Genomic DNA, 12,153 nt, shown 5'->3' with positions numbered 1-12,153 from the left:
CTCCTCAGGAGCCGCCCACCCTGGCCCACCGTCCCGTGGCGGGGCTGTCGTCCCGCTGAGGTGACGGGAGGGTCACATCTTGTTGATCTCCCCCCAGGTGCGGCGGCCCACCACGCCGTCCACTCCGATGCCGCGCATCCGCTGGTACGCGCGGACCCTCGCCTCGGTCCTCGGGCCGAACGTGCCGTCCGCCGCGGTGCCACCGATCATGCGCTGCAGGAACCGGACGTCCTTGCCCTTACTTCCCCGGCGCAGGACCGGCCGCCAGGCGCCCTTGCACCAGGTCTTTCCCGTGGGCGGTGCCGGCTTCGGCGTCTGGGCGTCGCGGATCTTGCGGGCGATGCCGGCGACCTCGGCGGCTGACCTCACGATCTCGAAGTGCATCTCGTCCTTGCGGGAGCGGTAGTCGCCGCCCCAGCGCACGACCCCCTCGCACCACGACAGGATCGTGCGGATCGCGGTGACCTGCCGGGTGGTGAACGTACCGTGGCGGCCCGTCGGGTGACGTTCGGCGTTCAGGTCGATGGCCGTACCGGAGGCGTGGTTGCTCAGCACCGCGGAGCCCTCGATGTGCTTGTAGCAGTAGCCCCAGCATTCGCCGGGCTGCAGGGGTTCGACGTTGCTGTCGAACTGTTCGGCGACGTAGCGCAGGACGGTCGCGGCGTCGCCGCGGCGCACCCCCTGCGGAAGCCGCACCGTGGTGCCGGGTACGGGGTCGGTGTTCAGGCCGCCGATCTGGGCCGGTGTACCGGCGGGCCAGCCGTTCTGGCTTGCAGCCAGCAGAAGTTCATCCATAGACAATCGTGAATGAAAAGTGAACGGCCCCGCCAAGGTCGTACAGATTGTGGGTATTTCGTGCATACGAGGCCCGTAGCGTGTGGCCGTCCGGGTGTGCGGCAGACTGGCCGGGTGCGGAAGATCTACGTCATCGGGATCGGCGCGGGCGACCCGGACCATCTGACCCTGCAGGCGGCCAAGGCGATCGGCCGGACCGACGTGTTCTTCCTGCTCGACAAGGGCGAGGCCAAGGAGAGCATGATCGAGCTGCGGCGGCAGCTGATGCGGGCGTACGGGCGGCCCGGCAAACGGGTCGCCGAGGGGCGCGACCCCGACCGCGACCGCACTCCCGCCGACTACCCGGGCACGATCGCCGACTGGCGGCACCGCCGCGCCGAGGTCACCGAGGCGCTGATCGCCGAGCACCTGCGCGACGGCGAGACCGGGGCGTTCCTGGTGTGGGGTGATCCGTCGCTCTACGACTCCACGATCGCGATCCTGCAGGAGATCCTCGCGCGGGGCGAAACCACCTTCGAGTACGAGGTGATCCCGGGCATCAGCAGCGTCTCGGCGCTGGCTGCCCGGCACCGGGTCGGGCTGAACCGGGTCGGGCGGCCGTTCCAGGTCACCACCGGGCGGCGGCTCGGCGAGGGCTGGCCGCCCGAGGTGGACGACCTGATCGTGATGCTCGACGCCCAGCACGCGTTCGACGCGTACCGGGACGCCGATGTGGACATCTACTGGGGGGCGTACGTCGGGACCCCGGACGAGCTGCTGGTCTCCGGGCCGCTGGCCGAGGTCGCCGACGAGATCATCCGGGTACGTACCGGGGCCCGCGAGAAGCACGGCTGGATCATGGACACGTACCTGCTGCGGCGGCGCGGCTAGTCGTCGCCCTCCAGGTCGCCCTCGGTCTCCAAGTACACCTGACGCAGGGCGGCCAGGGTGGCCGGATCCGGCTCCGCCCACATCTGCCGTTCGGCCGCCTCCAGCAGGCGTTCCGTGATGCCGTGCAGCGCCCACGGGTTGGACCCGGTCATGAACTTCTGGTTCTCCGGGTCCAGCACGTACGTGGCGGCCAGCTGCTCGTACATCCAGTCGGCCACGACGCCCGCGGTGGCGTCGTATCCGAAGAGGTAGTCCACGGTCGCGGCCAGCTCGAACGCGCCCTTGTAGCCGTGCCGGCGCATCGCCGAGATCCAGCGCGGGTTCACCACCCGGGCGCGGAACACCCGGGCGGTCTCCTCGGTGAGGCTGCGGGTGCGGGCCGCGTCCGGGTTGGTGGAATCACCGATGTACGCGGCGGGCGCCCTGCCGGTCAGCGCCCGCACCGTGGCGATCATCCCGCCGTGGTACTGGAAGTAGTCGTCGGAGTCGGCGATGTCGTGCTCGCGGGTGTCCACGTTCTTCGCCGCCACCTCGATGCGCCGGTACGCGTTCTCCATGTCCGGTCGGGCGGGCACGCCGTCCAGGTCCCGGCCGTACGCGAAGCCGCCCCACACCGCGTACACCTCGGCCAGGTCGGCGTCGCCGCGCCAGTTGCGGCTGTCGATCAGCGGCAGGATGCCCGCACCGTACGCGCCGGGGCGCGAACCGAAGATACGCGTGGTGGCGCGGCGCCAGTCGCCGTGTGCGGACTCGTCGGCGACCGCGTGGGCCCGTACGTAATTCTGGTCGGCGGGCTCGTCCAGGGCCGCGACCAGCCGGACCGCGTCGTCCAGCATGGCCACCACGTGCGGGAACGCGTCCCGGAAGAAGCCGGAGATGCGCACTGTCACGTCGATGCGGGGACGGCCCAGCTCAGTCAGCTCGATCGGCTCGATGCCCGTGACCCGGCGCGACGCCTGATCCCAGACCGGGCGGACGCCCATCAGCGCCAGGACCTCGGCGATGTCGTCTCCTGCCGTACGCATGGCGCTGGTGCCCCAGACGGACAGGCCGACGGAGCGCGGCCAGTCGCCGGTGTCGGCGCGGTAGCGCGCCAGCAGCGAATCGGCCATGGCCTGACCGGTCTCCCAGGCCAGCGCGCTGGGGATCGCCTTCGGGTCGACGGAGTAGAAGTTGCGGCCGGTCGGCAGCACGTTGACCAGGCCGCGCAGCGGGGAGCCGCTCGGCCCGGCGGGCACGTAGCCGCCGTCCAGGGCGTGCAGGACGTGGTCGAGCTCGTCGGTGGTGCGGGCCAGCCGGGGCACGACCTCGGTGGCGGCGAACGACAGGACCGAGTGCACCGTCTCGTCGGTCCGGCCGAGCACTCCTGCTACGGCCTCCGCCACGGCGTCGGGCGCCCAGTCGTGGGCCTCCATCGCGGTGACCAGCTCGCGGGCGGTCGCCTCGATCGCGTCCACGCTGCTGCGTCCCGACCCGGCTCCGTCCGCGCCCGCCGCCGCGTTTCCGGCCGCGCCGGCTTCGGGTGTGCCGGGTTCGGTGAGGCCGAGCGCCTCCCGAAGACCCGGCAGGGCGGCGACCTGGCCGGCCCACATCTGGCGGGCCCGCAGGATCGACAGCACCAGGTTGATCCGCGCCTCGCCGGTCGGGGCGGCACCGAGCACGTGCAGGCCGTCGCGGATCTGGGCGTCCTTGACCTCGCACAACCAGCCGTCGACGTGCAGCAGGAAGTCGTCGAACTCCTCGTCGCCGGGCCGGTGCGCCAGCCCCAGGTCGTGATCCATCCGGGCGGCCTGGATCAGGGTCCAGATCTGGGCGCGGATGGCGGGCAGCTTCGCCGGGTCCAGGGTGGCGATCGTGGCGTGCTCGTCCAGCAGCTGTTCGAGGCGGGCGATGTCGCCGTACGACTCGGCGCGGGCCATCGGCGGGATGAGGTGGTCGATCAGGGTGGCGTGGGCGCGCCGTTTCGCCTGGGTGCCCTCCCCCGGGTCGTTGACCAGGAACGGGTAGATCAGCGGCAGGTCGCCCAGGGCCGCGTCGGTGCCGTCCGAGGCGGACATGCCGACGTTCTTTCCGGGCAGCCATTCCAAGTTGCCGTGCTTGCCGACGTGCACGACCGCGTGCGCGCCGAAGTCGTCGGCCAGCCACCGGTACGCGGCCAGGTAGTGGTGGCTCGGCGGCAGATCCGGGTCGTGGTAGATCGCGACCGGGTTGGCGCCGAATCCGCGCGGCGGCTGCACCATCACCACCACGTTGGCGTCGCGCAGGGCGGCCAGCACGATGTCGCCGCCGTCGACGTACAGCTCGCCGGGGGGCGCTCCCCAGTGCCGGGTGACGGATTCGCGCAGGTCCTCGGGCAGGGTGGCGAACCAGGCGGCGTAGCGGTCGCCGCTGATCCGTACCGGGTTGCCCTGCAACTGGTCCTCGGTGAGCCAGTCCGGGTCCTGCCCGCCCGCGGCGATCAGCGCGTGGATCAGCCCGTCGCCGTCGTATTCGGTGAACTCGCCGACCCGGTATCCGCGGTCCCGCAGCGCCGCCAGCAGCCGGACCGTGGAGGCGGGGGTGTCCAGGCCCACCGCGTTGCCGATCCGGGAGTGCTTCGTCGGGTAGGCCGACAGCATCACCGCGATCCGCCGTTCGGCGGGCGGGATGTGGCGCAGCCGCGCGTGCGCCACCGCGATCCCGGCGACGCGGGCGGCGCGTTCCGGGTCGGCCACGTACACCGACAGGCCGTCGGGGTCGATCTCCTTGAACGAGAACGGCACCGTGATGATCCGCCCGTCGAACTCCGGGATCGCCACCTGCGTCGCGGCGTCCAGCGGCGACAGCCCGTCGTCGCTGTCCTCCCATGCGGCGCGGCCGCTGGTCAGACAGAGCCCTTGCAGGATCGGTACGTCCAGCTCGGCCAGCACCCCGACATCCCACGCCTCGTCGTCACCGCCCGCCGAGACGGTCGCGGGACGGGTGCCGCCCGCGGCCAGCACCGTGACGACGAGGGCGTCCGCCCGGCGCAGCACGGCCAGCAGCTCGGGCGGTGCGGTCCGGAGCGAGGCCGTGAAGATCGGCAGCGGGCGCCCACCCCTGTCCTCGATGGCCCGGCACAGCGCCTCGACGAATGCGGTGTTTCCCGCCATGTGATGGGCCCGGTAGTACAGCACCGCGATCGTCGGCCCGTCGCCGGACGCCGCCGCCGTCTCGGCCGCCGTCGTCTCGGCCGCCGTCGTCTCGGCCGCCGTCGTCTCGGCCGCCCTCGTCTCGGCCGCCGTCGTCTCGGCCGCCCTCGTCTCGACCGCCGTCGTCTCGGACGCTGTAGTCGCGGACGCCCCGGTCGCGGTCGTGGTGACCGGGTGGTCGGTGCCGGGGGTGCGGTCCAGCACGCCCCAGTCCGGGGCGGGCTCGGCCGGGCTGAAGCCACGGCCGGTGAGCAGGATCGTGTCGGACAGGAAGTCGTGCAGGGCGGCCAGGTTCGCCGGGCCGCCGTGCGCGAGGTAGGTGTGCGCCTCGGCGGCGACGCCCGCGGGCACGGTGGAGAGTCTCATCAGTTCCGCGTCGGGGGCCTGTTCCCCACCCAGCACCACCACCGGGACCTGCCCGGCGAGCAGTGCGTCCAGGCCCTGCTCCCAGGCCCGGCGGCCACCCAGAATGCGGACGATCACCAGCTCGACACCGTCGAGCAGGCCGGGCAGATCGGAGACCCCGGTGCGGGCCGGGTTGGCCGGCCGGTACGCGGCGCCGCTGGCGCGGGCGCTGAGCAGGTCGGTGTCGGACGTCGACAGCAGCAGAAACACGGCTCTCCCCTCGGGGTCCGCGCCCCGGGTCGAAGGGTCACGGCGACCGGAGTTCCTGGCTCCCGGGTGGTGCACCCGGTGACAGTGGCGGGACCGCGCCGGACTCGCACCGGCTTCCTCCGCGGCGTCGCCGCACGTGGACTCCCACTCTGCGCAAGGGGTGTCGGCCACGTCAAGGCGGCGTGCCGCGTCCGACAACAACGGCGGGTGTGGCGGAAAGGTCGGTGCCCGCCCGTAGTATCCGGGCCGTGTCCTCCCCACGTCGCGTCAGCGTCGACGCCTGCCCCGGAGCGCTGCGGCTGCATGCCGCGGCCGACGGGCCGCTGGCGCGAGTCCGCCTGCCCGGCGGGCGGCTCACCGGCGACCAGGTGCGGGTGCTGCGCGAGCTTTCCCACGAGTGGGGCGACGGCCACGTCGAGTTGACCTCCCGGGGCAACATGCAGGTGCGCGCGCTCACCGGCGTGTCGACCGAGCGGCTGGCCGGGCGTCTCGCGGATGCGGGCCTGCTGCCCGCACCCAGCCACGAGCTGGTACGCAACATCGCCGCCTCCCCGCTTCCCGGCGGTGCCCTCGACGTGGCGCCGCTGGTCGGCGAGCTGGACCGGGCACTGTGCGCGGACCCCGTGCTCGCCGGGCTGCCCGGACGGTTCCTGTTCGCGCTGGACAGCGGGCGCGGCGACGTGGCGTTCCCGGCGGACGTGGCGGCGTATCCGCTGGGCGACGGGGTCGCGATCCTGTTCGCCGGGGTCGACGCCGGGCTCCGGGTGCCCGCCTGGCGCGTGGTTCCCACGCTGCTGACCGCCGCCCACGCCTTCCTGTCCGAACGCGAGACCCCGTGCACCGCGCCCCGGACCAACCCGGCCACCAGCGAGATCTTGGAAGCTGGCGGCCCCGCTGGGGGCCGGTGGGCGCCAAGATCCGACGGCGCGACGGTGGATCGGCCGGATGTGCCGGGGGCGCGTGGGGCTTGGCGGGTGCGGGAGTTGGTGGGCGGGCCGGGACGGCTCGCGGCGCTCACCGCGGCGGCGTTGGGCGTGCCGCTGGTGGCACCGGTTGCGCTGGAGCAGCCCGCGGTGGAGGCGCCGGTCGGGCTGATCGCGGGGCCCGACGGGCTGGTGAGCGTCGGGGCGGTGGTGCCGCTCGGGCGGTGGAACGCCGTACACATGACGGTTTTGGAAAGGGCCGCGACGCTGGTGGTGACGCCGTGGCGTGGGGTGGTCGTGCCCGGGCTGGCGCCGGAGGCGGCGCTGACGTGGGGGCAGGCAATGGCCGGGGTCGGGCTCGAAATCGAGCAGGGTTCCGCGTGGGCGGGGGTGACCACGTGCGCGGGACTGCCCGGGTGCGCGAAGTCGCTGGCCGACGTGCGGGCCGATGCGTCGCGGGTGGTGCGCGCGACGGATCCGGGCGGGGGTCTGCCGGTGCACTGGGTGGGCTGCGCGCGCGGCTGCGGCAGCCCGGGCGGGCCCCATGTGCGGGTCGAGGCGACCGGGCGGGACTACGAGGTGCGCTCCCCCGCCGGGTCGGGCCGGGCGAGCGTGGACGGGGTGGCCGGTCTGGTCGCCGCCGCGAGGAGGAGCTGATGGAGTACGTACGCGACGGGGCGGAGATCTACCGCCGGTCGTTCGCCACGATCCGGGCCGAGGCCGACCTGTCCCGGCTGCCCGGGGACGTGGGCCGGGTGGCCGTCCGCATGATCCACGCATGCGGCATGGTCGATCTGGTGGACGACATCGGCCACAGCCCGGGGGTGGTCGTCGCGGCCCGCAAGGCACTGCACGACGGCGCGCCCATCCTGTGCGACGCCGAGATGGTGGCGTCCGGGGTGACCCGGCGGCGGCTGCCCGCGGACAACGAGGTGATCTGCACGTTGCGCGACCCGGCCGTGCCCGCACTGGCCGCCGCGCTCGGCAACACGCGCAGCGCGGCGGCGCTGGACCTGTGGGGCGACCGGCTCGACGGGGCCGTGGTGGCGATCGGCAACGCGCCGACCGCCCTGTTCCGGCTGCTGGAGCTGATCGCGGCGGGGGCGCCACGCCCGGCCGCGGTGCTCGGCATCCCGGTCGGCTTCATCGGCGCGGCCGAGTCGAAGGAGGCGCTGGCCGCCTCCGAATTGGAATACCTGATCGTACGCGGGCGGCGCGGCGGCAGCGCGATCACCGCGGCCGCCGTCAACGCCCTGGCATCGGAGGAAGAGTGAGCGGGCGGCTGTACGGCGTGGGTCTCGGGCCCGGCGACCCGGAGCTGGTCACGGTGAAGGCGGCACGGCTGATCGGGGCGGCCGACGTGGTGGCGTACCACGCGGCCCGGCACGGGCGCAGCAACGCCCGCGCGATCGCCGCGCAGTACCTGCGGCCCGAGCAGATCGAGGAACCGCTGATCTATCCGGTCACCACGGAGACCACGGACCACCCCGGCGGCTACCAGGGTGCCATCGACGAGTTCTACGCGGACGCGGCTCAGCGGCTGGCCGCCCACCTGGACGCGGGCCGGGACGTGGTGGTGCTGGCCGAGGGTGATCCGTTCTTCTACGGCTCGTACATGCACATGCACAAGCGGCTGGCGCACCGGTACCCCACCGAGGTGGTACCCGGGGTGACGTCGGTGAGCGCGGCCTCCGCCACCCTCGGGCGGCCCCTGGTGGAACGCGACGAGGTGCTGACGGTCCTGCCCGGCACCCTGCCACCCGACGAGCTGGCCACCCGGCTGGCGGACGCCGGCCCCGCCGCGATCATGAAGCTGGGCCGCACCTTCACGGGCGTGCGGGAGGCGCTGGAGAGGGCGGGCCGCCTGGACGACGCGTGGTACGTGGAGCGGGCCACCACGGACCGGGAGCGCACCGAACCACTGGCCGAGGTGGACCCGGCGACCGTGCCGTACTTCTCGCTGGCCCTGCTGCCCAGCCCGGCCACCACTCCCGCGGAACCGGCCGCGCAGAACGGGTCGGCGGCCCGACGCGGATCCCCCGCGCTGGACGGGGCCGGGTCGGTGACCGTCGTCGGGCTGGGGCCGGGTGGGCGGGACTGGCTCACCCCGCAGGCCCAGGCGGCGCTCGCGGCGGCCGACGATCTGATCGGATACGGGCCCTACCTGGACCGCGTCGCGCCGAACCCGCGGCAGCGCCGCCACCCCTCCGACAACCGGGTCGAGGCGGAACGGGCGGCGTTCGCGCTGGACCTGGCGAAGAGGGGGCGGCGGGTCGCGGTGGTGTCCTCGGGTGATCCGGGGGTGTTCGCGATGGCGGCTGCCGTACTGGAGGTCAGCGAGGATCCGCAGTGGAAGGACGTACCGGTGCGAGTCGTGCCGGGGCTGACCGCGGCGCAGGCGGTAGCGAGCCGGGTGGGCGCGCCGCTGGGACACGACTTCTGCATCGTGTCGCTGTCCGACCGGCTCAAGCCATGGCGGGTCATCGCCGACCGGCTGGCCGCCGCGGCCGGCGCCGACCTGGTGATCGCCCTGTACAACCCGGCGTCGAACAGCCGCCGGGAGCAGCTGGTCCGGGCCCGGGAGCTGCTGCTCGCGCACCGGAGCCCGGAAACGCCGGTCGTGGTGGGCCGCGACGTGGGTGGCCCGTCCGAGACGGTGCGGGTGACCACCCTGGCGGAGCTGGACCCGGCCACGATCGACATGCGCTGCCTGCTGATCATCGGTTCGTCGCAGACCCGCGCCTGCATCCGCGCGGACGGCACGGCCCTGGTCTTCACTCCCCGCCACTACCCGGCCCGCTCCTGACCCGGAATCCTCAAGATCGGTCGGTGGCACCGCGAGCGGTCAGCCAGGCCAGCACTGCGGGAATCGTCGCGACGATCTCCACCGGAGGGGCAGCGCCGGAGGCCGGCGCGCCGGGCTCCGCGGTGGGTGAGGGGCGGTCGATCATCACGACCGGGATGCCGCGCTCGCGGGCGGCGTCGAGCTTCGGTGCCGCTCCGCCGCTGTCCTTGGTGACCAGCACGTCGATCCGGTACCTGTCGAGCAGGGCCCGCTCGCCCTCCACCGTGAACGGTCCCCGGTCCAGCACGACCTCCAGCCGCGGTGGGACGGGCGGCTGGGGCGGCTCCACGGACCGGGACAGGAACCAGCACCCACCGACCCCCGCGAACGCGGCGATGCTCTGCCGCCCCGTGGTGAGGAACACCCGCTGCCCCAGGGCGGGCACCAGCTCCGCGGCGGCGGCCACGGTCGGCACCCGGTGCCAGTCGTCGCCGGGCCGGGCCACGAACCCCGTACGACGCAGCACGAGCAGCGGCACCCCGGCCCGCGCCGACGCGGCCACCGCGTGTGCGGACATCGTCGCCGCGAACGGGTGGGTGGCGTCGACCACCGCACCGATCCGCTCGGACCGCAGGTACGAGATCAGCCCGTCGACACCACCGAACCCGCCGACGCGCAACTCGCCGACCGGACGCAGCGGAGCACTGGTGCGCCCGGCCAGAGAGCTGGTGACGTGCAACCCGGCCACGCCCGCGCAGGCGGCGGCGAGCTCGCGTCCCTCCGAGGTCCCCCCGAGGATCAGCACCCGCAGCCCCGCGCCGAACGGCCCGCCGTCAGCGCCCGGCCGGCCCGCATCGGGCCAGGCCGGGTCCGCCTCCGGCCCGGAAACCTCGGGCCGGGTCAGGTCCGGCATCGGTCCGCGGAGTAGAGGTGGCTGTCCGGGAACTGCGACGCGGTCAGCGCCGCACCCACCACGATCACCGCGGTACGCCGGATGCCCGCCTCGGCGACCCGCGCGGCGATGTCCGCGAGTGTCCCCCGCACGATCAGCTCGTCCGGGCGGCTGGCCCTGGCCACGACCGCGACCGGGCAGTCCGCGCCGTAGCTGCCGGTCAGCTCCGCGACCACCGCGTCTATGCGCTGCACGGCCAGGTGCAGCACCATCGTGGCGCGGCTGGCGCCCAGCGTGGCCAGGTCCTCGCCGGGCGGCATCGCGGTGGCCCGTTCGGCGGTGCGGGTGAGGATGACCGTCTGCGCGACCCCGGGGACGGTGAACTCGCGCCCGAGCGACGCGGCCGCCGCCGCGAACGCGGGCACTCCGGGCGTCACGTCGTACGGCACCCCGGCCGCGTCGAGTCGGCGCATCTGCTCGGCCACCGCGCTGAACACCGACGGGTCGCCGGAGTGCAGCCGCGCCACGTCGTGCCCGTCGGCGTGTGCGGCGACCATCAGCGCCACGATCTCGTCGAGGGTCAGCCGCGCGGTGTCGACCAGCTTCGCGTCCGGGGGGCACGAGGCCAGCAGCTCGGCGGGGACGAGACTGCCCGCGTACAGGCAGACCGGTGCGGCGGCGATGAGGCGCTGGCCGCGTACCGTGATGAGGTCCGCGGCGCCGGGGCCGGCGCCGATGAAGTGCACCGTCACTGCTTGGTCACCGACCAGATCGTCACCGGCATCATCGCTCTCCATCCCGTGAAGCCGCCGACCGGCGCGCCGCGGCTGACCGCGATCCTGGTCAGCTCGCCGCCGAGCTTGGCGTGCCAGGCGGCCAGCACGGCCTCGGACTCCACGGTGACCGCGTTCGCGACCAGGCGGCCGCCGCCGCGCAGCGCGGCCAGGCAGGTGTCGAGCAGCCCGTCGCGGGTCAGGCCGCCGCCGATGAACACGGCGTCGGGGGCGTCCAGCCCGGCGAGGGCGTCGGGGGCGCGGCCGTGCACGACCCGCAGCGCGGGCACGCCGAGGGCTGCGGCGTTCGCGCGGATGCGGGCGGCGCGCTCGGCGGACGACTCGACCGCGACGGCCCGGCAGGCGCGATGCGTACGCATCCATTCGACGCCGATGCTGCCGGAGCCCGCGCCGACGTCCCAGAGCAGCTCGCCGGGCTGCGGCCCGAGCACGGCGAGGGTGACCGCGCGGACCTCGCGCTTGGTGAGCTGCCCGTCGGTGTCGTACCACTCGTCGGGCAGGCCGGGCACGCACGGTACGGGACGGCCGGCTCCCCGGCAGTCGACCGCGATCACGTTGAGCGGGTCGGTGTCCGGGTGGGCCCAGTCCGCGGCGGTGCCGGTGAGGGCGTGTTCGGTGGGGCCGCCGAGCCGGGACAGCACGGTGAGCGGACTGTCGCCGTAGCCGCGGGCGGTGAGCAGCGCAGCCACCCGGGCCGGGGTGGCGCCGTCGCGGCTGAGCACGAGGATCCGGCGGCCCGGGTGCACGAGTGGGTGCAGTTCCTCGACGGGTGCGGAGACCAGGCTCAGCACGTCGGTGTCGGCCAGTGGCCAGCCGAGGCGGGCCGCGGCCAGCGAGATCGACGACGGGTGCGGCAGGACCCGGACGGCGTCCGGCCCGGCCAGGCGGGCCAGGGTGGCGCCGATGCCGTGCCACATCGGGTCGCCGCTGGCCAGCACGCAGACCGTCCGTCCTCGGTGGTCGTCGAGCAGGCCGGGCAGGGCGGGCAGCAACGGGGAGGGCCAGGGCACCCGTTGCGCGGCGACGGCCGGGGGCAGCAGCGCCAGTTGACGGTCCGCTCCGAGGACCACCTGCGCGGCGGTCAGCGCGGTCCGGGCCGGGTCGGTGAGGCCGTCCCACCCGTCCGCGCCGATCCCGACGACGGTCAGTGGGGACTCCTCGTTGGTCACCGCCTGACGCTATCGCCCGGCCGGTGCGGAGCAGCCCGCAGGGCTCGCCGAACACCCACCCGGGTTCCGTGTCCCGTGGGCCCGGAGTTGACGGCGCTGCACGACGAGGGCCTGATCGGGGACGACGAGTACCGGGCCGC

Annotated in this window: 9 protein-coding genes and 1 riboswitch; of the genes, 4 read left to right on the top strand and 5 right to left on the bottom strand. The window is 74.2% G+C overall.

Annotated features, from left to right (window positions below; translation table 11 throughout):
- Nucleotides 1–72: 72 nt before the first annotated feature.
- Nucleotides 73–795, bottom strand: coding sequence for a M15 family metallopeptidase (locus ACMCNN_RS08215; protein ID WP_412745571.1), 723 nt, complete (start codon nt 793–795; stop codon nt 73–75).
- A 114-nt stretch (nt 796–909) separates the two neighbouring features.
- Between ACMCNN_RS08215 and cobF the strand changes: the two genes are divergently transcribed.
- Nucleotides 910–1,665, top strand: a complete 756-nt coding sequence (gene cobF, locus ACMCNN_RS08210; RefSeq protein WP_412745570.1) for a precorrin-6A synthase (deacetylating) — start codon at nt 910–912, stop codon at nt 1,663–1,665.
- Here cobF and cobN read toward each other — a convergent pair.
- Nucleotides 1,662–5,450, bottom strand: coding sequence for a cobaltochelatase subunit CobN (gene cobN, locus ACMCNN_RS08205; RefSeq protein WP_412745569.1), 3,789 nt, complete (start codon nt 5,448–5,450; stop codon nt 1,662–1,664). The genes cobF and cobN overlap by 4 nt on opposite strands.
- A 49-nt stretch (nt 5,451–5,499) precedes the next feature.
- A riboswitch (cobalamin riboswitch) is annotated at nt 5,500–5,570 on the bottom strand.
- A gap of 128 nt (nt 5,571–5,698) precedes the next feature.
- Between cobN and ACMCNN_RS08200 the strand changes: the two genes are divergently transcribed.
- From ACMCNN_RS08200 to ACMCNN_RS08190, 3 genes are read left to right on the top strand one after another with little or no spacing between them, the layout of a single operon-like run.
- Nucleotides 5,699–7,030, top strand: a complete 1,332-nt coding sequence (locus tag ACMCNN_RS08200) for a precorrin-3B synthase (protein WP_412745568.1) — start codon at nt 5,699–5,701, stop codon at nt 7,028–7,030.
- Nucleotides 7,027–7,647, top strand: a complete 621-nt coding sequence (locus ACMCNN_RS08195) for a precorrin-8X methylmutase (protein ID WP_412747101.1) — start codon at nt 7,027–7,029, stop codon at nt 7,645–7,647. Before ACMCNN_RS08200 ends, ACMCNN_RS08195 begins: the two co-directional genes overlap by 4 nt.
- Nucleotides 7,644–9,179, top strand: coding sequence for a precorrin-2 C(20)-methyltransferase (locus ACMCNN_RS08190; RefSeq protein WP_412745567.1), 1,536 nt, complete (start codon nt 7,644–7,646; stop codon nt 9,177–9,179). Before ACMCNN_RS08195 ends, ACMCNN_RS08190 begins: the two co-directional genes overlap by 4 nt.
- Before the next feature lie 10 nt (nt 9,180–9,189).
- On the opposite strand, the gene ACMCNN_RS08185 is transcribed toward ACMCNN_RS08190, so the two are convergent.
- From ACMCNN_RS08185 to cbiE, 3 genes are read right to left on the bottom strand one after another with little or no spacing between them, the layout of a single operon-like run.
- Nucleotides 9,190–10,071: a cobalt-precorrin-6A reductase gene (locus ACMCNN_RS08185; RefSeq protein ID WP_412745566.1), complete on the bottom strand. Its 882-nt coding sequence runs from the start codon at nt 10,069–10,071 to the stop codon at nt 9,190–9,192.
- Nucleotides 10,059–10,802, bottom strand: coding sequence for a precorrin-4 C(11)-methyltransferase (gene cobM / locus ACMCNN_RS08180; RefSeq protein ID WP_412747100.1), 744 nt, complete (start codon nt 10,800–10,802; stop codon nt 10,059–10,061). Before cobM ends, ACMCNN_RS08185 begins: the two co-directional genes overlap by 13 nt.
- A complete protein-coding gene (gene cbiE, locus ACMCNN_RS08175) occupies nt 10,799–12,013 on the bottom strand; it encodes a precorrin-6y C5,15-methyltransferase (decarboxylating) subunit CbiE (protein WP_412745565.1) in 1,215 nt (404 codons plus the stop codon). Before cbiE ends, cobM begins: the two co-directional genes overlap by 4 nt.
- Between the last annotated feature and the right edge of the window lie 140 nt (nt 12,014–12,153).

Origin of the sequence: Krasilnikovia sp. MM14-A1004, assembly GCF_047159485.1 — a bacterium.
In the GTDB taxonomy this organism is placed as follows: domain Bacteria; phylum Actinomycetota; class Actinomycetes; order Mycobacteriales; family Micromonosporaceae; genus Actinoplanes.
The sequence above is the reverse complement of the archived record's forward strand: the minus strand, read 5'-3'. Positions and strand labels throughout refer to the sequence as shown.

Excerpts from the sequence above, each read along its gene's own strand:
- ACMCNN_RS08185 (WP_412745566.1), bottom strand. The coding sequence starts at position 10,071 with ATGCCGGACCTGACCCGGCCCGAGGTTTCCGGGCCGGAGGCGGACCCG.
- ACMCNN_RS08215 (WP_412745571.1), bottom strand. The coding sequence starts at position 795 with ATGGATGAACTTCTGCTGGCTGCAAGCCAGAACGGCTGGCCCGCCGGT.